Here is a 22,514-nt window from a genome sequence, read left to right as displayed (position 1 = left end):
ATGGGCTGGCTGCATACGCTGCGGGGCAAGCTGATCGTGTCCACCATCCTGGTGGAGGCGGTCATCATCGGCGCCGTGCTGTGGAACGGCCTGCGCCTGACCGAGGCCCACCTGCTGGAGCAGTTCGACCTGCGGCGCAAGGAAACCACCCTGCTGCTCGACGCCGCCCTGGCACCGGCCATGGCCCAGCGGGACTATGCCGCCGTCAGCGACATCCTGCAGGCGACCCAGGCCATCAACAGCATCGACTACCTGGTCATGTTCGACAACGACGGCCAGATCATCGCCACCGCCAACTGGGACCGCCGCCGGCCCCTGCCGGCCACCGACAATCCGGCCCGCCTGCTGGACGGGAACGGGCTGCAGAATTTCGACCTGCGCATTCCCATGAGCATCGGCGGCCGCCAGTTCGGCGAGCTGCAATACGGCCTCGACCTCGGCTTCCTGCGCCAGGCCCGGGACGAACTGCAGCGCCAGACCATGCTCATCGCCGTCAGCGGGCTCCTGCTCTCGGCCCTGGTGCTGGCCTCCATCGGTCTCTGGCTGACCCGCCACCTGAACCGCCTGACCCAGGCCAGCCGCCGCCTGGCCCGGGGCGCCACCTTTCAGACCCTGCCCGACAGCGCCGACGACGACGTCGGCGCCCTGACCCGGGCCTTCAACCAGATGGGCGGCGCCCTGGCCGCCCGGGTGGGGGAGCTGCTGGCCTCGGAACGGGAACAGCGCCAGCTGGCCGCCACCCTTTCCGCCGAACAGGCCCGCCTGCACGCCCTGTTGTCCTCCATGCGCCTGGGTCTGCTGTTCGTCTCCCCCGAGGGGCGGGTGGTCTATGCCAACCCGGCCTTCCGCCAGCTGTGGCGCCTGGAGGAGGACGACACGCCGGCGGGCATGACCCTGGGCGACCTGGTGCAGCGCATCGCCAGCGACCCCCAGCGCCTGCCGGACCCCTACCAGCGGGAACACCTGTTCCTCGACGACGGCCTGCAATGGGAGCTGCGCCAGTCCGACGAACGCCTGCTGACCCAGACCAGCGTGGCGGTGCCGGCCGCCTCCGGGCAGACCGAGGAAGGGGAGAGCCGGCTGTGGATTTTCGAGGACATCACCCATGAGCGGCAGACCGCCGACCGGCTGCTGTTCATGGCCGAGCGGGACCCCCTCACCGGCCTCTACAACCGCAGCCGCTTCGAGGGCGAGCTGCAGCGGCTGGCGGTGCAGCTCGAGCGGGACGCCTCGGTGCGGGCGGCCCTGCTGTACTTCGACCTGGACGAATTCAAGACGGTGAACGACAGCTTCGGCCACCGGGCCGGGGACGCGGTGCTGCTGCGCATCGCCGGCGAGGTGGGGCAGCTGCTGCGGGGCAACGAGATGTTCGCCCGCCTCGGCGGCGACGAATTCGCCGTGGTGGCCCCGGGCGCCGACCTGGCGGCGGCCCAGACCCTGGCCCAGCGCATCATCAGCGCCGTCGCCGCCCTGGGCTTCGAGTTCGAGGGCACCAAGGTGCGCCTCACCTCCAGCCTGGGCATCGCCCTGCTGCCGGAGCACGCCCGGCGGCCCGAGGAGTGGGTGGCCCGGGCCGACATCGCCATGTACGCCGCCAAGCACGCCGGCAAGAACGGCTGGCGCGTCTTCCGCGAGGAACTGGGCCAGTCCGCCTACATGCTGGCCCAGCTGTCCTGGGCCGAGCGCATCCAGGCGGCCCTGGAGCAGGACCTGTTCGAGCTGCACTTCCAGGGCATCTACACCACCGGCACCCCGGTGCTCTCCCACCTGGAAGTGCTGCTGCGCATGAAGGACCCGGAACACCCGGGCCAGTACCTGATGCCGGGCGAATTCATCCCGGCGGCGGAACGCAACGGCCGCATCCTGGACATCGACCGCTGGGTGCTGGCCGCCGGCATCCGCACCCTGGCCCGGCGCACCGACCTGCCGGGTCTGGCCATCAACATCTCGGGCCGCTCCTTCGACGACCCGGGTCTGCCCGACTACATCACCGGCCTGCTGGAAACCCACCGGGTGGCGCCCCAGCGCCTGCTGGTGGAGCTGACGGAAACCGCCGCCCTCTCCAACATGGCCGACACCCAGCGCTTCATCAGCCACATCCGCAGCATGGGCGGCTCGGTCTGCCTGGACGATTTCGGCGTCGGCTTTTCCTCCTTCGCCTACCTCAAGCACCTGGACGCCGACGTCATCAAGATCGACGGCATGTTCATCCGCAACCTGGTGCAAAGCCGGGAGGACCAGGTGTTCGTGCGGGCCATCATCGAAGTGGCCCGGGGCCTGGGCAAGAAGACGGTGGCCGAGTTCGTCGAGGACCGGGCCACCTACCTGCTGCTGGGCGAACTGGGGGTGGACCTGGCCCAGGGCTACCACCTCTCCCGGCCCCGCCCCGAACTGCCGGATCCGGCGGCCCCGCCGGCCGCTGCCTGAGCGCTCCGGCCCGCCATCCACGGCCGGTCGGCGGGGCGTCGGAACGGTGCCCCTTCTGCTAAAATCCTGGCTTTTGCGTCCTCAGCCAAGGAGTTTTCCGTGCAGATCGTTTGTCTTGACCTCGAAGGTGTGCTCGTTCCCGAAATCTGGATCGAATTCGCCGAACGCACGGGTATCCCCGAGCTGCGCCGCACCACCCGGGAAGAGCCGAACTACGACGTGCTGATGCAGTACCGCCTGGGCATCCTCAAGCAGCACGGCCTGGGCCTGCCGGACATCCAGAAGGTCATCGCCGAAATGGGCCCCCTGCCCGGCGCCAAGGAATTCGTCGAGTGGCTGCGCCCCCGCTTCCAGGTGGTGATCCTCTCCGACACCTTCTACGAATTCGCCATGCCCCTGATGCAGCAGCTGGGCTTCCCCACCCTGTTCTGCCACAAGCTGGAAGCGGACGCCCAGGGCTTCCTGGTGAACTACCACCTGCGCATGCCCAACCAGAAGCAGGAAGCGGTGAAGCGCTTCAAGGAACTGAACTTCAAGGTGATCGCCTCCGGCGACTCCTACAACGACACCACCATGCTCGGCGAAGCCCATGCCGGCATCCTCTTCTGCCCGCCGGAAAACGTCATCCGCGAGTTCCCCCAGTTCCCGGTGGTGAAGGATTACGAAGCCCTCAAGGGCGAGATCCTCAAGGCCAGCGAACGCATCTAAGGCCATCATGCATCGCCAGCGCTACTACACCCTGACCGCCTCCTGCCCCGACCGGGTGGGCATCGTCGCCAAGGTTTCCGGTTTCTTCGCCGCCCACCAGGGCTGGATTCTCGAAACCGCCCTCCACGCCGACGACACGGCGGGCCGCTACTTCATGCGCATCGAGGTGCGGGCCGACTCCCTGCCCTTCCACCTGGCCGAGCTGCGGGAGCGCTTCCGCCCCGTCGCCGAGGAACTGGGCATGGAGTGGAAGATCAGCGACAGCGCCGTGAAGAAGCGCGTGGTGGTGCTGGTTTCCAAGCAGGAGCACTGCCTCTACGACCTGCTCTCCCGCTGGCAGTCCAAGGAACTGGACATCGAGATTCCCTGCATCATCTCCAACCACGACACCTTCCGCGGTTTCGTCGAGTGGCACGGCATCCCCTTCCACCACATCCCGGTGACGGCGGACAACAAGGCTGCCGCCTACGCCGAAATCCAGCGCCTGTACGAGGAAGTGAAGGGCGACACCATGGTGCTGGCCCGCTACATGCAGATCCTCTCGCCCGAGCTGTGCGCCGCCTATCCGGGGCAGATCCTCAACATCCACCACAGCTTCCTGCCCAGCTTCGTCGGCGCCAAGCCCTACCACCAGGCCTACGAACGGGGCGTCAAGCTGATCGGCGCCACCTGCCACTACGTCACCGCCGACCTGGACCAGGGCCCCATCATCGACCAGGACGTGATCCGCATCGATCACTCCGACTCGGTGGAGGACATGGTGCGCTACGGCAAGGACATCGAAAAAACCGTGCTGGCCCGGGGCCTGCGCTACCACCTGGAAGACCGGGTGCTGGTGCACGGCAACAAGACGGTGGTGTTCCGCTGAACCGGGGTCGTTCCCGGACATGAAAAGGGCGCCGCGGCGCCCTTTTTCTTTGCCGCCGGAGCCACTGCAGGCGGATGGCCGGAAAGACGCATGCTTCTTGGACGACAGCCATGACATGACGCAAACACAGCATCCATGCGCTTTTCCGGGCATGCATGAAAACACCCCGGCACCAAAAACAACGGGCACCCGCAGGTGCCCGTTGCATGGAGGCGGAAGATTCCGCGTCTTACAGGTGGTAGGCGCTTTCGCCGTGGGAGGTGACGTCCAGACCTTCGCGCTCTTCCTCTTCGGGGACGCGCAGGCCGATGAACATGTCCACCAGCTTGTAGGCCACCAGGGAGACCACGGCGGACCAGATGATGGTGGTACCCACGCCGGTCAGCTGAATGATGACCTGGTCACCGATGGAGTACTCGGGGGCAACGGCGTTGGTGACGTAGTCCCAGATGCCGGTGCCGCCCAGGGAGGGAGCAGCAAAGACACCGGTCAGGACCGCACCCAGGATGCCGCCGACGCCATGGACACCGAACACGTCCAGGGAGTCATCGGCGCCCAGCAGGCGCTTCAGGCCATTGACGCCCCACAGGCAGACCACACCGGCCAGCAGGCCCAGCACCAGGGCACCGACCACGCCGACGAAGCCGGCGGCGGGAGTGATGGCCACCAGGCCGGCGACGGCACCGGAGGCAGCGCCCAGCATGGAGGGCTTGCCCTTGATCAGCCATTCGGCGAAGACCCAGGAAACGGTGGCGGCAGCGGTGGCGAGCCAGGTGTTGATGAAGGCCAGGGCGGAGGTGCCGTTGGCTTCCAGGGCGGAGCCGGCGTTGAAGCCGAACCAGCCGAACCACAGCAGGGAGGCGCCGATCATGGTCATGGTCAGGCTGTGGGGGGCCATGGATTCACGACCGTAGCCGATACGCTTGCCGATCAGGAAGGCACCCACCAGGCCGGCAACGGCGGCGTTGATGTGCACCACGGTACCGCCGGCAAAGTCCAGCGCACCCTTCTGGAAGAGGAAGCCGGCAGTGGCGCCCAGCTTCTCGGCGGCAGCGGCATCGACGTAACCGTCGGGACCGGCCCAGTACCAGACCATGTGAGCCATGGGCAGGTAGGAGAAGGAGAACCACAGGACCACGAACACCAGCAGGGCGGAGAACTTGATGCGCTCGGCGAAGGCACCGATGATCAGGCCGCAGGTGATGGCAGCGAAGGCGCCCTGGAAGACGATGTAGGCGAATTCGGGAACAGCCACGCCCTTGGAGAAGGTGGCAGCCAGGGACTCCGGCGTCACGCCCGACAGGAACAGCTTGTCCAGGCTACCGAAGAAGGCACTGCCTTCGGTGAAGGCCACGCTGTAGCCGTAGATGCACCACAGCACGGTGATCAGGGAGAACACCATGAACACCTGCATGAGCACGGACAGCATGTTCTTGGAGCGGACCAGACCGCCGTAGAACAGGGCCAGGCCGGGGATGCTCATGAGGATCACCAGGGCGGCGCAGACCATCAGCCAGGTGGTGTCACCCTTGTCCACCTTGGGGGCGGGGATTTCGGCAGCAGCAGCTTCAGCGGCCGGAGCGGGTGCTGCGACCGGAGCAGCAGCGGGAGCCGGCGCGGCTTCGGCAGCGGCAGCCACGGGGGCAGCGGGCTTGTCATCGGCAAAGGCCGGCGCGGCGGACAGGCCGACTACGCCGAACAGGGCCAGAACAGCAAGAAAGCGTTTCATTGTGTTCTCCCTCTTACAGAGCATCTTCACCGGTCTCACCGGTGCGGATGCGGATGACTTGTTCGACGTCGAAGACGAAGATCTTGCCGTCACCGATCTTGCCGGTGCTGGCAGACTTCTCGATGGCTTCGATGACCTGATCGAGCAGCTCGTTCTTCACGGCAGCCTCGATCTTCACCTTGGGCAGGAAATCCACAACGTACTCGGCACCGCGATACAGCTCGGTGTGCCCCTTTTGCCGACCGAACCCCTTGACCTCGGTGACGGTGATGCCCTGCACGCCGATGGCGGAAAGGGCTTCACGCACTTCGTCAAGCTTGAACGGCTTGATGATGGCGGTTACCAGTTTCATAGCTTTCTCCTGAAATGGCCCCGGGGATCGGGTCCCCGGGATGCCTAGGGAAGATGGAAGTTAGAAAGTCTTGGTGAAGGACAGCAGGGCACGGCCTTCGCCCAGATCCTTGTTGAAGGCGTTGCAGTACACCGGGGTGCTGTCGCCGCAGGCCTTGGCGTTGGTGGTCCAGTAGGACAGGCCGACGGTGCCGAAGCCCACATCCTTGGTCACGCCGACCTTGTAGTCGGTGTAGGAGGCGTCGTCGTTATTCTTGATCTTCTGGTGACCGACGTGGCCCAGCACGCCCCAGCCGTCGCCCAGGTCGTAGGCGGCGTTCAGTTCCAGGTAGCCGGAACCGCGGGTGTTGTCGGCGCCGTTGGAGCTGGTGAAACCGAAGATGTGGCTGGAGACCACGTGGGAGTACTTCAGGGTCAGCCACTTCCAGCCGATGGCGCCGTACAGTTCGGTGGTGTCGGCCTTGGTGTAGCCGTCCGGGTAGGTGCCGGGATAGTTGTAGCGCAGCACGCCCACGTCGTAGTTCCAGTCGCCGCCGGCGAAGGTGTTCTTGTAGCCGCCGTAGAGGTCGATCTCCAGGGAGGAGCTGACATCGCTGCGGCCGTCGCTCAGCCAGGACACGTTGGAACCCCAAACGCCGGCATACAGGCCGCTGGCGTGGGAGTAGTCGAAGCCGCCTTGCAGGGCGGGCTTGCGGTTGGTCTGGCCGATACCGCGGTAGATGTACTCGGAAGCCAGGGTCACGTTGGCGGTGAAGGTGTGTTCGGCGGGAGCGGCTTCTTCGGCCATGACGGTGGAAGAGGCGGCCAGGGCAGCCAGAACGGCGGTGGCGATGAGCGTCTTGCGCATAATTTGGACTCCTGTTTCGTTCGATGAAAATAAAAGCTTGCACAGACCGTTAGCACATGCCGTGCCAACTTTATTTTTAAGATAAATCAACAAAATAGGGAGCACCCCTAGCCCTCTTCCGCAGGAGGCGCACCGGGCTGGCGCACCATGACGGGGAGTTGCACCAAAGCAGTGCCACCCCATGGAAAAGCCGCCGCACGCCATCAAATGGCGCTATCGGCCCATGCTAAACTCGCCCCCGCAAGCGGATCGGAACATCCGCGCCCCCTTTGCCGCCGCCGTGCCGGCCCGACTGAACCTGTTGCGGAGTGCTCGCCATGCTCGACCCCAAAGTGTTTGAAGAATTTTCCGGCCGCCTGGCCAGCCTCCTGGCCGCCTCCCCGGCCGCCGACATCGAAAAGAACGTGAAGGCCATGCTCGGCGCCTTCTTCAGCAAACTGGACCTGGTCACCCGGGAAGAGTTTGACGTCCAGGCCCAGGTACTGGCCCGTACCCGGGACAAGCTGAAGGACCTGGAAGCCCGCATCGCCGCCCTGGAACAACAGGGCCGCTGAGCGCCGCCGCCTCTAGTCAAACGTCATCATCCCACCTACACTGCCCGGACACCACCCACCCCGCTCCTGACCCCGGCCCCCACCATGCCCCTCGCCCTCGTCCATAGCCGCGCCCTGGCAGGCATGGAAGCGCCGCCGGTGGCCGTGGAGGTGCACCTGGCCAACGGCCTGCCGGGTTTCACCCTGGTGGGCCTGCCGGAAGCGGAGGTGAAGGAGGCCCGGGACCGGGTGCGGGCCGCCCTCATCACCAGCGGCTTCGAGTTCCCGGCCAAGCGGGTCACGGTCAACCTGGCCCCGGCCGACCTGCCCAAGGAATCGGGCCGCTACGACCTGGCCATCGCCCTCGGCCTGCTGGCCGCCTCCGGCCAGATTCCCGCCGCCCGGCTGGACCAGTATGAATTCGTCGGCGAACTGTCCCTGTCCGGCGAACTGCGCCCGGTGCGCGGCGTCCTGCCCATGGCCCTGGCCGCCGCCCGGGCGGCACGGGCCTTCGTCCTACCCCTGGCCGACGGCGCCGAGGCTGCCTGGGTCCGCCGCGCCCATCCCGACACCTCCATCCTCCCCGCTGCCAGCCTGCTGGCGGTGTGCGCCCACCTGCACGGCCAGGAACTGCTGGCGGAACAGCCGGAACCGCCGCCGCCGGCGCCGGACGCCTACCCGGACCTGCGCGACGTCAAGGGCCAGGCCCAGGCCAAGCGGGCCCTGGAGATCGCCGCCGCCGGCGGCCATTCGCTCCTTTTCAGCGGCCCGCCCGGCACCGGCAAGTCCATGCTGGCGGCGCGCCTGCCCGGCCTGCTGCCGCCCATGAGCGAGGCGGAAGCCCTGGAATCGGCCGCCATCCTCTCCCTGGGGCGCCAGTTCCGCCCCGAGGCCTTCTCCCGCCGCGTCATGCGCAGCCCCCACCACACCTCCTCGGCCATCGCCCTGGTCGGCGGCGGGGCCCAGCCCCGGCCCGGGGAGATTTCCCTGGCCCACCACGGCGTGCTGTTCCTCGACGAACTGCCCGAGTTCGACCGCCGGGTCCTGGAGGCCCTGCGCGAACCCCTGGAAAGCGGCCACATCCATGTTTCCCGGGCCGCCTCCCGGGCCGATTTTCCTGCCCGCTTCCAGCTGGTGGCGGCCATGAATCCCTGTCCCTGCGGCTATCGGGGCCATCCCCGGCGGCTCTGCCGCTGCACCCCGGACCAGGTGGCCCGCTACCGGGGGCGCCTCTCCGGCCCCCTGCTGGACCGCATCGACCTGCTGCTGGAAGTGCCCGACCTGGGCGCCGAGGAACTGCAGGCCACCCCGGACGGGGAAAGTTCGGCCCAGGTGCGGCAGCGGGTGGTCCTGGCCCGGGAGCGGCAGTTGCAGCGCCAGGGCGTCTGCAACGCCCGGCTCGAGGGCAGCGAACTGGAGTACCATTGCCGGCCGGACGCCGACGGGGCAGCCCTGCTGCAACAGGCGGTACGCCGCCTCGACCTGTCGCCCCGGGCCTACCACCGGGTCCTGCGGGTGGCCCGCAGCATCGCCGACCTGGCCGCAGCGCCGCAGATCGGCGCCGCCCAGGTGGCCGAAGCCCTGCATTACCGCCGCAACGAAACTCCCGGCTGATTGCCTTGCCTGAAGGGCATGCCCCGGCGCCGGCCGGACCCGCCCCCTTGATTCCATTGAGCCGCCCTTGATTTCCTACCGCCTCCTCGCCGTCCTCCTGGCCACCCTGTCGGCCCTCGGCCCCTTTTCCATCGACACCTATCTGCCGGCCTTCCCGGAAATGGGCCAGAGCCTGGGGGCCACCCCGCTGCAGGTGCAGCAGACCCTCACCGCCTACCTCCTGCCCTTTGCCATCATGACCCTGTGGCACGGCGCCCTCTCCGACGCCCTCGGGCGCCGCCGGGTGATCCTGTGGGCCCTGGCGCTGTTCGGCCTGGCCTCCGTCGGCTGCACCCTGGCCACCAGCATCGAGCAGCTGTGGTTCTTCCGTGCCCTGCAGGGCATGACCGCCGGCGCCGGCATCGTGGTGGGCCGCGCCGTGGTGCGGGACGTCTTCCAGGGGGCCGAGGCCCAGCGTCTGATGGCCCACGTGGCCATCATGTTCGCCCTGGCGCCGGCCATCGCCCCCATCATCGGCGGCTGGCTGCACGTGGCCTTCGGCTGGCGCTCCATCTTCCTGTTCCTGGTCCTGGCCACGGCCCTGCTGCTGGCCGCCTGCTGGCGCTGGCTGCCCGAGACCCTGGCCCCGGAAACCCGCCAGCCCCTGCATCCGGGCTACCTGATGGGCGCCTACCGGGCCGTGCTCACCTCCCCGGGCTTCCTCAGCGCCTCCCTGGCCATCTCCTTCAACTTCCTCGGCTTCTTCATCTACGTCATGTCGGCCCCGGTGTTCCTCATGCAGCACCTGGGCCGTTCGGAAACCGAGTTCTACTGGCTCTTCGGCCCGGCCATGGCCGGTCTCATGGGCGGTTCCTGGATCTCCGGCCACCTGGCCGGGCGCATCACGCCCCGGGCCACGGCCCTGGCCGGCTACGTCCTGATGGGCCTGGGCGCCGCCATCAACCTGGCGGTCAGCTTCGGCCTGCCGCCGGGCATTCCCTGGAGCGTGGTCCATCTGCTGGTGTACAACGTCGGCATGGCCATGGCCATGCCCTGCCTGACCCTGATGGCCCTGGACCTGTTCCCCCGGCAACGGGGCCTGGCCGCCTCCTGCCAGACCTTCCTGCAGGCCGGCATGAACACCGTGGCGGCGGCCCTGCTGGCGCCCCTGCTGTGGGACACCACCCGCCACCTGGCCCTGGGCTCGACCCTGCTGCTGGCCCTGGGCCTGGCCTGCACCCTGCTGCACCTGGGCCTGCCCCGCCGGACGCCAGCCATCTGACATTTTCCCGGGGGCCGCCGCTATACTGGAACTCCTTCACGGCCGGTTCCAATCATGGGTGCAGCCCCGTCCAGACAGAACGAATCCACCATCCGCCGCAGCCTGCTGATCCGGGTGGCGGCCCTGGTCTTCGTTTCCATCGCCCTTTTTTCCTTCGGCCTCTACGGCCTCATCATCCGGCCCACGGTGCACGACCTGGCCGCCCGGGAGATGCGGGGTGCCGTCGAAGCCATGCAGAGCCGCATCTCCCAGAAGGTGGGGCAGGTCGAGTACGTGGCCCGCATCGCCCGCACCTGGGGCGAAAACGGCGAGCTGGACCTGGACGACGTGCGCGCTTTCAACCAGCGCTTCATGCCCATGCTGCGCAATTCCCCGGTCATTTCCTCGGTCATCTTCGCCGACAACCAGGGCCGGGAAATCCTCCTGCTGCAACGCCCCGACGGCGCCTGGAACAACCGCATCACCGACGTGCAGCGGCACGGCAAGGAAGTGCGCTGGATGGCGTGGCAGGACGAACGCACCCTGCTTTCCGACGAGCGGGTCGTCAAGGACTACGATCCGCGCCAGCGCCCCTGGCATCGCGGCGCCCTGGCCCTGGAGCGGGACGATGACCTGCACTGGACCCAGCCCTACACCTTCTTCACCGCCCAGCAGCCCGGCATCACCCTGTCCACCCGCTGGCGCCGCGGCGGCGAGACCTATGTGATCGCCTTCGACGTGCTGCTGGCCGACCTTTCCCGCTTCACCGGCAGCCTCAGCGTCGGCGACCACGGCCACGCCGCCGTCCTCACCAACGACGGCCTGCTGCTGGCCCTGCCGCGCCACCCGGGCTACAGCAGCGACGACCAGGTGCGCCAGGCCCTGCTGCAGCCGGCGGCCAAGTCCCCGGTGGAATCCCTGCGCCTGGCGGTGGAGCACTGGGAGCAGAACGGCCGCGGCGCCTTCTTCGCCACCCTGGGCAGGGAACAATGGATCACCAGCGTCCAGCCCCACCGGCTGCAGGACCAGCAACTCTGGCTGGTGGCCCAGGCGCCCCTGTGGGATTTCATTCCCGGCGCCCTGCGGGACGTGCTGCTGCTGGCGGTGCTGGCGGTGCTGGCCCTGGGCCTGGGGGTGGTGATGGCGGCCCGCCTGGCGCGCCGCGTCGCCGTGCCCCTGGACATCCTGGCCGGGGACAGCGAACGCATCGGCGCCCTGGATTTCTCGCCGCGCCAGTACCGGCGCACCGGCTGGCGCGAAATCGACCGTCTCGCCGCGGCCCAGGAGCACATGCGGGAAACCCTGCAGGACGCCACCCTGCGCCTGGAGGAACGGGTCGAGCAGCGCACCCGGGAACTGGCCGACGCCCGGGAGGAATCGTCGCGGCAGCTGGTGTTGCTGCAGGCCATCATGGACAGCATGCCCAACCCGGTCTTCTTCAAGGATGCAGAAGGCCGCTTCCTCGGCTGCAACCGGGCCTACGAGGACACCTTCGGCGTCGGCCGCGGCCAGATCGTCGGCAAGACGGTGCGGCAACTGCCCTTCCTTTCCGAGGAGGAAAAGCAGGAGCTGCAGGCCGTCTCCGAGGCCATCATCCGGGACGGCATCATGATGCACCGGGAACTGCAGTTGCCCTTCGCCGACGGCCTGCGCCACGACACCCTCTACTGGGCCAACGGCTTTAGCCGAGAGGACGGCACGCCCGGCGGCATGGTGGGCGTGGTGGTGGACATCTCCGAACGCAAGCTGATGGAGGAGGAGCTGCGCCGGGCCCGGGCCACGGCCGAGGAGGCGACGGAGGCCAAGTCCCTGTTCCTGGCCAACATGAGCCACGAAATCCGCACCCCCATGAACGCCATCATCGGCATGGCCCACCTGGCCATGAAGACCGAGCTGACGCCGAAACAGCGGGACTACGTGGGCAAGATCCACAACGCCGCCATCTCCCTGCTGGGCATCATCAACGACATCCTGGACTTCTCCAAGATCGAGGCCGGCAAGCTGTCCCTGGAAAACGTGCCCTTCAGCCTGGAGGACGTGCTCGACAACGTCTCCGGCCTGCTCGGGCTGAAGGCCAACGAAAAGGGCCTGGAGCTGCTTTTCAACGTCAATGCGGGCACCCCGGCCGGCCTGGTGGGGGACCCCCTGCGCCTGAACCAGATCCTGACCAACCTGGTCTCCAACGCCATCAAATTCACCGAGCGGGGCCAGATCACCCTCACCGCCCGGCCGGTGGACCAGGCCGGAGACCGGGTCAAGCTGCAGTTCTGGATCGAGGATACGGGCATCGGCATGAGCCGGGAGCAGCTGCTGCACCTGTTCCAGGCCTTCACCCAGGCCGACGGCTCCACCACCCGCAAGTACGGCGGCACCGGCCTCGGCCTTTCCATCTCCCGCCGCCTGGTGGAAATGATGGGCGGCACCATCTGGGCCGACTCGACCCTGGGGGAGGGCAGCACCTTCTGCTTCACCGCCTGGTTCGGCCGTGCCGAGGAACTGGCCCGGCCCCGCACCCTGCCCGCCTCCCTGGCCGGCCTGCGGGTGCTGGTGGCGGACGACAACGGCGCCGCCCGGGAAATCCTCGGCGAAGCCCTGCGCCACCTGGACCTGCGCCCCGACCTGGTGGCCTCCGGCGCCGAGGCCCTGGCCCAGCTGACCGAGATGCAGGGCGGCGCCGACCCCTACCGGGTGCTGTTCCTCGACTGGCAGATGCCCGACCTGGACGGTGTCAGCACCCTGCACAAGCTGCAGCAGGCCCTGCCCCAGGCCCAATGGCCCCGGGTGGTGATGGTGACGGCCTACGACCAGGAGGAACTGCGGCGCCAGACGGAGAACCTGGGCATCTGCGGCATCCTGGTGAAGCCGGTGAGCGCCTCCACCCTGTTCGACGTCCTGGTCAGCCTGGTGGACACGGACAACGCCCCGGCCACGCCCCTGCACATCGCCGCCCCCCAGACCCGCATCGACGGCATGCGCATCCTGCTGGCCGAAGACAACGAGATCAACCAGCAGATCGCCGTGGAACTGCTGCAATCCATGGGCGCCCAGGTGACGGTGGCCGGCGACGGCCTGCAGGCGGTGGAACTGCTGGAACGCTCCCCGGACGACAGCTTCGACCTGGTCCTGATGGACCTGCAGATGCCCCACCTGGACGGCTACGACGCCACCGAGCGGCTGCGCTGCCAGCAACGCTTCGTCCACCTGCCGATCCTGGCCATGACCGCCCACGCCATGCCGGAGGAGCGGGAGCGCTGCCTGGCCATCGGCATGAATGACCATCTGGCCAAGCCCATCGATCCCACCGCCCTGGCCGCCACCCTGGCCCGCTGGTACGAGGAACGGCCGGGAACCTCGGCGCCGGCGCCAACCCCCGCCAAGGATGCGACGGACGCACTGCCCCCCATCCCCGGCGTGAACACGACCCAGGGCCTGGCCCGCATGGCCGGCAACCAGGCCCTCTACCGGCGCCTGCTGCTGCGCTTCGTGGACACCCAGACCGCCACGGGGGAGCACATCCGCCAGGCCCTGGCCGACGGCGACATCACGGCGGCCGAACACCTGGCCCACACCCTCAAGGGCGTCGCCGGCAACATCGGCGCCGAAGTGCTGCAGCAGAAGGCCACGGCCCTGGACCAGGCCCTGCGCCGCAACGACGGCCAGGGGCAGAAACTGGAGTCCCTGCGGCAACGCCTGGCGGAAGAGCTGGCGGCCGTCACCGGGGCCATCGCCGCCGCCCTGGCGGAAGAGGGCGGCCCGGCGCCGACCCAGGCTGCCCCCCTGGATGCGGATCAGCGCCACCGGGCCCGCCAGCTGCTGGCCGAGCTGGCGGAACAGCTGGAAGCCAGCGAAATCCACGCCGGCCAGCTGTTCCGGGAAAGCCGCGCCCTCCTGGCCGGGCTGCTGCCGCCGGCGGACCTGACGGGTCTGGAAAAGGCCATTGCCGATTATGATTACGACCGGGCCCTCAACATCGCCCGGGCCCATCTCTAGGGAGGGATGCCATGAGCCTCAATCTGGACTTCACGACCCGGCCCGTGATCCTGGTGGTGGACGACACCCCGGACAACCTGACCCTGATGGCCGAGCTGCTGCAGGACCGCTACGCCATCAAGGTGGCCAACAACGGAGAGCGGGCCCTGCGGGTGGCCGCCGGCACGCCGCCGCCGGACCTGATCCTGCTCGACATCATGATGCCGGACATGGACGGCCTGGAAGTGGCCCGGCGCCTGCGGGCCGACCCGGCCACCCGGGACATTCCCTTCATCTTCCTCACCGCCCGCAGTCAGATCGAGGACGAGCGCCAGGGCTTCGAGCTGGGCGCGGTGGACTACATCACCAAGCCGGTGAGCCCGCCCATCCTCCTCGCCCGGGTGCACACCCACCTCACCCTGAAGGCCGCCAAGGATTTCCTCAAGGACCAGAACGCCTACCTGGAGAGCGAGGTGCAGCGCCGCACCCAGGAGGTCTCCATGATCCAGGACGTGACCATCATGGCCATGGCCTCCCTGGCGGAAACCCGGGACAACGAAACCGGCAACCACATCCGCCGCACCCAGAACTACGTGCGCATCCTGGCCCGACAGCTGCAGGGCCACCCCCGCTTCGCCGCCTTCCTCAGCGACGCCAACATCGAGCTGCTGTACAAGTCCGCGCCCCTGCACGACATCGGCAAGGTGGGCATTCCCGACCGCATCCTGCTCAAGCCGGGCAAGCTGACCCCGGAAGAGTTCGAGATCATGAAGACCCACACCACCCTGGGCCGGGACGCCATCCTCCACGCCGAAGTGCGGCTCAACTCGCCCAACACCTTCCTCCGCTTCGCCCGGGACATCGCCTATGCGCACCAGGAGAAATGGGACGGCAGCGGCTACCCCCTGGGCCTGCGGGGCGACGAGATTCCGGTGGCGGCCCGGCTCATGGCGGTGGCCGACGTCTACGACGCCCTCATCAGCCGCCGGGTGTACAAGCCCCCCTTCCCCCATGAGCAGGCGGTGCAGATCATCAGCGAAGGGCGCGGCAAGCACTTCGATCCGGACATGGTGGACGCCTTCCTCCAGGTGGCCGAGGATTTCCGCAGCATCGCCGCCACCTTCGCCGACACCGAAGGCGACGCCCAGCTGGAGGCGGAGCGGGTGCGCCAGCAATTCACCGAGGCCGCCCCGTGAAGGGCCATCCCCTGGCCGTCCTGGCCCTGCTTTTGGGCCTCTCCCTGGCGGGCTGCGACTACCTGGCCCTGCAGGACCTGAAACCCGGCACCTCCACCGACCTGGAAGTGCGGGACCGCTTCGGCACCCCCGCCATGGAATGGCACAACGAGGACGGCAGCCTGACCTGGGAATATCCCCGGGGCCCGGCCGGGGTGGACACCTACATGATCACCCTGGGCCCCGACCGCATCCTGCGCTCGGTGGAACAGGTGCTGACCGAGGCCAACTTCGCCCGCATCGAAAAGGGCATGAGCCAGGAGCAGGTGCGGCGCATCCTGGGCCGGCCGGGCAGCATCAACCACTTTCCCCTGAAGCCGGAAACCGTGTGGGACTGGCGCATCGCCGGTATCCCCGCCAGCGACGAAACCCACTTCCACGTGCACTTCGGTGCGGACGGCCGGGTCAGCGGCACCTCCCGGCGGGTGGAAGCGAAGGCCTGAAGTCGCCGATCGGCACGGAGCCCCCTGTTTTTTATCAAGTTTTGCTTGGCAGCGGGGGCCGCAAAAAGTAAACTTGCGACCCTGCCGAGGAGCGCTGCGACCCGACCGGTTTTTTCCGGACTCCGGGCCAGGCTCGGCAACGATCAACGGCGCTCGCAAACCCCCGAAATGGTTTGTGGCGCCGTTTGCTTTTCCAGCATGCAAAGTGGCGGCGCCCGGCCGGTGAATACTGAAACGCCGAGGTAATCCATGCAGCCCGACCGCAGCTCCGAACTCTCCGCCCTTCTCCAGCAGCGCCTCCTGATCCTGGACGGCGCCATGGGCACCATGATCCAGCGCCACGGGCTGACCGAGAAGGACTACCGCGGCACCCGCTTCGCCGACCACGCCCACGACCTGAAGGGCAACAACGACCTGCTGCTGCTGACCCGCCCCGAGGTCATCCGCGGCATCCACGCCGAATACCTGGCGGCCGGCGCCGATATCCTGGAAACCAACACCTTCAACGCCACCAAGGTGTCCCAGGCCGACTACAAGCTGGAAGCCATCGTCTACGAACTGAACGTGGCCGGCGCCAGGCTGGCCCGGGAAGTGTGCGACGAATTCACGGCAAAGAACCCGGCCAAACCCCGCTTCGTCGCCGGGGTGCTCGGCCCCACCAGCCGCACCGCCTCCATCTCTCCGGACGTGAACGATCCCGGCTACCGCAACGTCACCTTCGACGAGCTGGTGGAAAACTACCTGGAAGCCATCCGCGGCCTCACCGACGGCGGCGCCGACATCCTGCTGGTGGAGACGGTGTTCGACACCCTCAACGCCAAGGCCGCCCTGTTCGCCATCGAGACCTTCTTCGACAAGGTGGGCCGCCGCTGGCCGGTGATGATCTCCGGCACCATCACCGACGCCTCCGGCCGGACCCTCTCGGGCCAGACCGCCGAGGCCTTCTGGAACTCGCTGAACCACATCAAGCCCCTCTCCTTCGGCCTCAACTGTGCCCTCGGCGCCAAGGAACTGCGCCAGTACGTGGAGGAGCTGTCCCGGGTGTGCGACTGCTTCGTCTCCGCCCACCCCAACGCCGGCCTGCCCAACGCCTTCGGCGGCTACGACGAGACCCCGGAGCAGCTGGCCGAGGAAATCGCCGACTGGGCCAGGCACGGCTTCGTGAACATCGTCGGCGGCTGCTGCGGCACATCGCCGGACCACATCGCCGCCATCGCCAAGATGGTGGCCGGCATCGCCCCCCGGGCCATTCCGGCGATCGAGCCCCAGCTGCGCCTTTCCGGCCTGGAACCCTTCAACGTCGGCCCCGACAGCCTCTATGTGAACGTGGGCGAGCGCACCAACGTCACCGGCTCCAAGGCCTTCGCCCGCATGATCCTGGAAGGCCGCTACGACGATGCCCTGGCCGTGGCCCGGCAGCAGGTGGAGAACGGCGCCCAGGTCATCGACATCAACATGGACGAGGCCATGCTGGATTCCGTGGCCGCCATGGAGAAGTTCCTCAAGCTGATCGCCTCGGAACCGGATATTTCCCGGGTGCCTATCATGCTCGACTCCTCCAAGTGGGAGGTAATCGAGACCGGCCTCAAGTGCATCCAGGGCAAGGGCATCGTGAACTCCATTTCCATGAAGGAAGGGGAGGCCAAGTTCCTGGAACAGGCCAAGCTGGCCCGCCGCTACGGCGCCGCCGTCATCGTCATGGCCTTCGACGAGAAGGGCCAGGCCGACACCTACGCGCGCAAGACCGAGATCTGCAAGCGGGCCTACGACCTGCTCGTCGGTATCGGTTTCCCGGCCCAGGACATCATCTTCGACCCCAACATCTTCGCCATCGCCACGGGCATCGAGGAGCACGACAACTACGCGGTGGACTTCATCAACGCCACCCGCTGGATTCGTGAAAACCTGCCCCACGCCCAGATTTCCGGCGGCGTCTCCAACGTCTCCTTCTCCTTCCGCGGCAACGACCCGGTGCGGGAAGCCATCCACACCGTCTTCCTCTACCACGCCATCCAGGCCGGCATGACCATGGGCATCGTCAACGCCGGCATGCTCGGCGTGTACGACGACCTGGAACCGGAACTGCGGCAGAAGGTGGAAGACGTGGTGCTCAACCGCCACCCCGGCGCCGGCGAAGCATTGGTGGAATTCGCCCAGACCGTGAAGGAAGGCAAGGCCAAGGACACGGGGCCGGACCTCACCTGGCGCACCCTGCCGGTGGAAAAACGCCTGGAGCACGCCCTGGTCAAGGGCATCACCGAATTCGTGGTGGCCGACACCGAGGAAGTGCGGGCCGCCCTGGCTGCCGCCGGCAAGCCGCCCCTGGCCGTCATCGAAGGCCCCCTGATGAACGGCATGAACACCGTGGGCGACCTCTTCGGCGCCGGCAAGATGTTCCTGCCCCAGGTGGTGAAGTCCGCCCGGGTGATGAAGCAGGCCGTGGCCCACCTCATTCCCTACATCGAGGAAGAGAAGGCCCGCACCGGCGCCTCCTCCAAGGGCAAGATCGTCATCGCCACGGTCAAGGGCGACGTGCACGACATCGGCAAGAACATCGTCGGCGTGGTGCTGGGCTGCAACGGCTACGACGTGGTGGACCTGGGGGTGATGGTGCCCACCGAGAAAATCCTGCACGCCGCCAAGGAACACGGCGCCCAGGCCATTGGCCTCTCCGGTCTCATCACCCCGTCTCTTGAAGAGATGAGCCACGTCGCTTCCGAAATGCAGCGCCAGGGCTTCAACGTGCCCCTGCTCATCGGCGGCGCCACCACCAGCCGGGCCCACACCGCCATCAAGATCGCCCCCAACTACCAGGCGCCGGTGGTCTATGTGCCGGATGCCTCCCGGGCCGTGGGCGTGGTCACCAGCCTGCTCTCGGAAGGCCAACGGGAGAGCTACGCCGCCGAGGTGGCCGCCGACTACGCCAACATCCGCCAGCAGCACGCCGGCAAGAAGGGCAGCGCCATGGTCACCCTGGCCGAAGCCCGGGCCAACCGCCTGGCCTGGGATGCCACCCTGGTGCCGACGGTACCGCAGAAGCTGGGCCTGCAGGTGCTGCAGGACATCGACCTGGCCACCCTGGCCGAGTACATCGACTGGGGCCCCTTCTTCCAGACCTGGGACCTGGCCGGCCGCTTCCCCGCCATCCTCGACGATGCGGTGGTGGGCGAAACCGCCCGGGGCGTCTACGCCGACGCCCAGGCCATGCTCAAGCAGATCATCGAGGAGAAGTGGCTCCGGGCCGGCGCCGTCTTCGGCCTGTGGCCGGCCAATGCGGTCGGCGACGACATCGTCTTCTACGCCGACGAGCAGCGCAGCGCGCCGGTGCTGACCTGGCACGGCATCCGCCAGCAGCACAAGCGGCCCGAGGACAAGGCCAACCTGTGCCTCTCCGACTACGTGGCGCCCAAGGAAAGCGGCGTCGCCGACTATGCCGGCGCCTTCGCCGTCACCGCCGGCCTGGGCATCGAGCAGAAGCTGGCGGAATTCGAGGCGGCCCACGACGACTACAAGTCCATCATGCTCAAGTCCCTGGCCGACCGCCTGGCCGAAGCCTGCGCCGAGTGGCTGCACCAGAAGGTGCGCAAGGAGGACTGGGGCTACGCCGCCGACGAGCAGCTCTCCAACGAGCAGCTGATCAAGGAAGAATACCGCGGCATCCGCCCGGCCCCCGGCTACCCGGCCTGTCCCGACCACACCGCCAAGGGCGGCCTGTTCCAGCTGCTGCAGCCGGAAGCCAACATCGGCATGGGCCTCACCGAGAGCTACGCCATGACGCCGGCGGCGGCCGTTTCCGGCTTCTTCCTGGCCCACCCCCAGGCCCAGTACTTCGCCATCCAGAAGATCGGCCAGGACCAGCTGGAAGACTGGGCCGGCCGGGCCGGCTTCACCCTGGAGCAGGCCAAGCGCTGGCTGGCGCCCAACCTGTAACGGCACCTGCCCCCGGGGGCAGGAGGGACGCCACTCTCCGGCATGGCATGGCCGGGAAGCCCGTCTTTCCTGCCTCCCGGACCACCCCCTTCCCAGCGCGGCCCGCCCTTCCCGGCGGGCCGTTCTGCTTTTGCTGCACCGCCAGACCACGGGCATTTTCTTGGTGCCATAATGAAATCGCCATGGCGTCTCCCCATGGGGTGCCGCCGGGCCAGATTGCCGGGGGCAGCGCACATTCCTTTAACAAGCCTCCCGGACTCCAACCAAAAATAACGAGGAGGTTCCAATGAATCAAAAACTGGCATACGTCACGGGGGGAATGGGCGGCATCGGCACCGCCATCTGCCAGCGCCTGCACAAGGACGGTTTCAAGGTCGTCGCCGGCTGCGGCCCCACCCGGGACTACAAGCAGTGGCTGGAGGAACAGAAAGCCCTGGGCTACACCTTCTACGCCAGCGCCGGCAACGTGGGCGACTGGGATTCCACGGTGGAGGCCTTCGCCAAGGTCAAGGCCGAGCACGGCCCGGTGGCGGTGCTGGTGAACAACGCCGGCATCACCAAGGACGGCCAGTTCCGCAAGATGAGCAAGGCGGACTGGGATGCGGTGCTGTCCACCAACCTGGACAGCCTTTTCAACGTCACCAAGCAGGTCATCGAGGACATGATCGAGGCCAATTTCGGCCGCATCATCAACATCTCCTCGGTGAACGGCCAGAAGGGCCAGTTCGGCCAGGTGAACTACTCCACCGCCAAGGCCGGCATTCACGGCTTCACCATGGCCCTGGCCCAGGAGGTGGCAGGCAAGGGCGTCACGGTTAACACCGTCAGCCCCGGCTACATCGGCACCGACATGGTCCGCGCCATCCGCCCCGAGGTGCTGGAGAAGATCGTCGCCACGGTGCCGGTGAAGCGCCTGGGCGAACCCTCCGAGATCGCCTCCATGGTGGCCTGGCTGGCCTCCGACGAGGGCGGCTACGCCACCGGCGCCGACTTCTCGGTGAACGGCGGCCTACACATGGGCTAAGGCCGGCATCGTTGCAGCCTAAGGCCGGCCCGTCCCTCCGGGGGCGGGCCGGCTTTTTTTCGCCCGGCAATGAGTTGTTACCTGAATTTACCGGATACGGCATGGACGCCCCCGGCTCATGGTGGTTTCATATAAAGAAACAAAGCCGCTCGATATCGTCATGAAAAACATCAAGCTCACCCTGTGGGGCCTGTTCCTGGGCCTGTCCGCCCTCTGGCTGCTGGCCGACAGCCTGCTGCCTGCCCCCTTCACCTACTTTTCCTTCCGCGGCGTCTTCGTCCAGTACACCGGCCTCCTGCTCATGGGCGCCATGAGCCTGGCCATGATCCTGGCGGCCCGGCCCAAATGGCTGGAGCCCCGCCTCAACGGCCTGGACAAGATGTACCGCCTGCACAAATGGCTGGGCATCAGCACCCTGGTGCTGGGCGTCATCCACTGGTGGTGGGCCCAGGGCACCAAGTGGATGGTGGGCTGGGGCTGGCTGGTCAAGCCGGCGCGCAAGGGCGCCGGCCCGGGCGGTCCCGGCGGCCCCGGCATGGGCGCGGACACCCTGGCCGAATGGCTGCGCAGCCAGCGGGGCCTGGCGGAGAACATCGGCGAATGGGCCTTCTACGCCGCCGTGGTGCTGCTGGTGCTGGCCCTGGTCAAGCGCTTCCCCTACCACCGCTTCGTGCAGACCCACAAATGGCTGGCAGCCCTCTACCTGCTGCTGGTGTACCACGCCCTGATCCTGTTCAAGGCCGAATACTGGAGCCAGCCGGTGGGCTGGGCCCTGGCCCTGCTGCTGCTCGGCGGCACGGTGGCGGCCTGGCTGGTGCTGTCCCGCCGGGTCGGCGCCGGGCGCAAGGTTGCGGGACGCATCGAAAGCCTCACCTACTACCCGGAACTGCAGGTGCTGGAAACGGCGATCCAGCTGGAGCCCGGCTGGGCCGGCCACACCGCCGGCCAGTTCGCCTTCGCCACCTCGGACCAGGGGGAGGGCGCCCATCCCTACACCATCGCCTCGGCCTGGGAGCCGGAAAGCCGGCGCATCGTATTCATCACCAAGGCCCTGGGCGACCACACCAGCCGCCTCCGGGAAAAGCTCAAGGTGGGCGCCGGCGTGGTCGTCGAAGGCCCCTACGGCTGCTTCGACTTCAACGACCGGCAGCCCCTGCAGATCTGGATCGGCGCCGGCATCGGCATCACTCCCTTCATCGCCCGCATGAAGCAGCTGGCCGCCCGGCCCGGGCAGCAGAGCATCCACCTGTTCCACCCCACGGCGGAATACTCGGAGGCCGCCATCGCCAAGCTGCGGGCCGATGCCGCCGCCGCGGGGGTGCATCTGCACCTGCTGGTGAGCCCCCGGGACGGCCTGCTGGATGGGGAACGCATCCGCCAGGCCGTGCCCGACTGGCGCCAGGCCAGCCTGTGGTTCTGCGGCCCGCCCGCCTTCGGCCAGGCCCTGCGGCAGGATTTCCAGGCCCAGGGCATGGCGGCGGAACGCTTCCACCAGGAACTGTTCCAAATGCGCTGAGGCCCCGAGGGACGGGCGGAAGGGAATTGGTCATCAAAAAGCCTTCCAGCCCGCCTACAATAGCGGTTTGATCCTCAGCA

The 22,514-nt window shown here is 67.7% G+C and carries 15 protein-coding genes and 1 riboswitch; of the genes, 12 read left to right on the top strand and 3 right to left on the bottom strand.

Annotated features, from left to right (window positions below; all coding sequences use genetic code 11):
• The 3 genes from EV678_RS11815 to purU all read left to right on the top strand — a co-directional run bounded on the left by EV678_RS11815 (nt 1) and on the right by purU (nt 4,003).
• Nucleotides 1-2,427, top strand: a complete 2,427-nt coding sequence (locus EV678_RS11815; RefSeq protein ID WP_130459669.1) for an EAL domain-containing protein — start codon at nt 1-3, stop codon at nt 2,425-2,427.
• Nucleotides 2,428-2,526: 99 nt separating this feature from the next.
• Nucleotides 2,527-3,135, top strand: coding sequence for a bifunctional phosphoserine phosphatase/homoserine phosphotransferase ThrH (thrH, locus tag EV678_RS11810; protein WP_014235871.1), 609 nt, complete (start codon nt 2,527-2,529; stop codon nt 3,133-3,135).
• A 7-nt stretch (nt 3,136-3,142) separates the two neighbouring features.
• On the top strand, nt 3,143-4,003 hold the full coding sequence (gene purU / locus EV678_RS11805; protein ID WP_014235872.1) for a formyltetrahydrofolate deformylase: 861 nt from the start codon (nt 3,143-3,145) through the stop codon (nt 4,001-4,003).
• Nucleotides 4,004-4,232: 229 nt separating this feature from the next.
• On the opposite strand, the gene EV678_RS11800 is transcribed toward purU, so the two are convergent.
• Genes EV678_RS11800 through EV678_RS11790 form a run of 3 tightly spaced genes read right to left on the bottom strand, consistent with a single transcriptional unit; the run spans nt 4,233 to nt 6,930 of the window.
• Entirely contained in the window at nt 4,233-5,732 is a 1,500-nt protein-coding gene (locus tag EV678_RS11800) for an ammonium transporter (RefSeq protein WP_130459668.1), read from the bottom strand.
• A gap of 13 nt (nt 5,733-5,745) precedes the next feature.
• Nucleotides 5,746-6,084 carry a P-II family nitrogen regulator gene (glnK, locus tag EV678_RS11795; RefSeq protein WP_014235874.1) on the bottom strand — a complete coding sequence of 113 codons (339 nt, stop codon included), beginning with the start codon at nt 6,082-6,084 and terminating at the stop codon, nt 5,746-5,748.
• A gap of 60 nt (nt 6,085-6,144) precedes the next feature.
• Nucleotides 6,145-6,930 (bottom strand): TorF family putative porin, encoded by a 786-nt coding sequence (locus tag EV678_RS11790; RefSeq protein WP_014235875.1) that lies wholly within the window; start codon nt 6,928-6,930, stop codon nt 6,145-6,147.
• 317 nt (nt 6,931-7,247) lie between these two features.
• On the opposite strand from EV678_RS11790, the gene EV678_RS11785 reads away from it, so the two are divergent.
• From EV678_RS11785 to EV678_RS11740, 9 genes are all read left to right on the top strand, one after another.
• Nucleotides 7,248-7,484: an accessory factor UbiK family protein gene (locus tag EV678_RS11785; RefSeq protein WP_130459667.1), complete on the top strand. Its 237-nt coding sequence runs from the start codon at nt 7,248-7,250 to the stop codon at nt 7,482-7,484.
• A gap of 84 nt (nt 7,485-7,568) precedes the next feature.
• Nucleotides 7,569-9,077: a YifB family Mg chelatase-like AAA ATPase gene (locus EV678_RS11780; RefSeq protein WP_130459666.1), complete on the top strand. Its 1,509-nt coding sequence runs from the start codon at nt 7,569-7,571 to the stop codon at nt 9,075-9,077.
• 67 nt (nt 9,078-9,144) lie between these two features.
• Nucleotides 9,145-10,338 (top strand): multidrug effflux MFS transporter, encoded by a 1,194-nt coding sequence (locus EV678_RS11775; RefSeq protein ID WP_130459665.1) that lies wholly within the window; start codon nt 9,145-9,147, stop codon nt 10,336-10,338.
• A 54-nt stretch (nt 10,339-10,392) separates the two neighbouring features.
• The gene (locus EV678_RS11765) at nt 10,393-14,307 is read left to right on the top strand and encodes a response regulator (RefSeq protein WP_165397510.1); all 3,915 of its coding nucleotides are present in this window, start codon (nt 10,393-10,395) and stop codon (nt 14,305-14,307) included.
• Between the two features lie 11 nt (nt 14,308-14,318).
• Nucleotides 14,319-15,482 carry a response regulator gene (locus tag EV678_RS11760; RefSeq protein WP_130459663.1) on the top strand — a complete coding sequence of 388 codons (1,164 nt, stop codon included), beginning with the start codon at nt 14,319-14,321 and terminating at the stop codon, nt 15,480-15,482.
• Nucleotides 15,479-15,964, top strand: coding sequence for an outer membrane protein assembly factor BamE domain-containing protein (gene bamE, locus EV678_RS11755; RefSeq protein ID WP_130459662.1), 486 nt, complete (start codon nt 15,479-15,481; stop codon nt 15,962-15,964). Before EV678_RS11760 ends, bamE begins: the two co-directional genes overlap by 4 nt.
• Before the next feature lie 80 nt (nt 15,965-16,044).
• Nucleotides 16,045-16,126, top strand: a riboswitch (S-adenosyl-L-homocysteine riboswitch).
• 87 nt (nt 16,127-16,213) lie between these two features.
• A complete protein-coding gene (gene metH, locus EV678_RS11750; protein WP_130459661.1) occupies nt 16,214-19,894 on the top strand; it encodes a methionine synthase in 3,681 nt (1,226 codons plus the stop codon).
• A 286-nt stretch (nt 19,895-20,180) separates the two neighbouring features.
• Complete coding sequence (phbB, locus tag EV678_RS11745; protein ID WP_014235888.1) at nt 20,181-20,918, top strand: acetoacetyl-CoA reductase; 738 nt, start codon at nt 20,181-20,183, stop codon at nt 20,916-20,918.
• 160 nt (nt 20,919-21,078) lie between these two features.
• The gene (locus EV678_RS11740; protein ID WP_130459660.1) at nt 21,079-22,434 is read left to right on the top strand and encodes a ferredoxin reductase family protein; all 1,356 of its coding nucleotides are present in this window, start codon (nt 21,079-21,081) and stop codon (nt 22,432-22,434) included.
• Nucleotides 22,435-22,514: the final 80 nt, after the last annotated feature.

Source organism: Azospira oryzae (assembly GCF_004217225.1).
GTDB lineage: Bacteria > Pseudomonadota > Gammaproteobacteria > Burkholderiales > Rhodocyclaceae > Azospira > Azospira oryzae.
Note: the sequence above shows the minus strand (reverse complement) of the source record. Positions and strands in the feature narration are given on the sequence as shown.

Bases quoted from the DNA above. Each gene is read 5' to 3' on its own strand.
- purU (WP_014235872.1), top strand. From the start codon at position 3,143: ATGCATCGCCAGCGCTACTACACCCTGACCGCCTCCTGCCCCGACCGG.
- EV678_RS11740 (WP_130459660.1), top strand. From the start codon at position 21,079: ATGAAAAACATCAAGCTCACCCTGTGGGGCCTGTTCCTGGGCCTGTCC.
- EV678_RS11815 (WP_130459669.1), top strand. From the start codon at position 1: ATGGGCTGGCTGCATACGCTGCGGGGCAAGCTGATCGTGTCCACCATC.
- EV678_RS11780 (WP_130459666.1), top strand. From the start codon at position 7,569: ATGCCCCTCGCCCTCGTCCATAGCCGCGCCCTGGCAGGCATGGAAGCG.
- EV678_RS11790 (WP_014235875.1), bottom strand. From the start codon at position 6,930: ATGCGCAAGACGCTCATCGCCACCGCCGTTCTGGCTGCCCTGGCCGCC.
- EV678_RS11785 (WP_130459667.1), top strand. From the start codon at position 7,248: ATGCTCGACCCCAAAGTGTTTGAAGAATTTTCCGGCCGCCTGGCCAGC.
- metH (WP_130459661.1), top strand. From the start codon at position 16,214: ATGCAGCCCGACCGCAGCTCCGAACTCTCCGCCCTTCTCCAGCAGCGC.
- EV678_RS11800 (WP_130459668.1), bottom strand. From the start codon at position 5,732: ATGAAACGCTTTCTTGCTGTTCTGGCCCTGTTCGGCGTAGTCGGCCTG.
- EV678_RS11760 (WP_130459663.1), top strand. From the start codon at position 14,319: ATGAGCCTCAATCTGGACTTCACGACCCGGCCCGTGATCCTGGTGGTG.
- EV678_RS11765 (WP_165397510.1), top strand. From the start codon at position 10,393: ATGGGTGCAGCCCCGTCCAGACAGAACGAATCCACCATCCGCCGCAGC.
- glnK (WP_014235874.1), bottom strand. From the start codon at position 6,084: ATGAAACTGGTAACCGCCATCATCAAGCCGTTCAAGCTTGACGAAGTG.
- phbB (WP_014235888.1), top strand. From the start codon at position 20,181: ATGAATCAAAAACTGGCATACGTCACGGGGGGAATGGGCGGCATCGGC.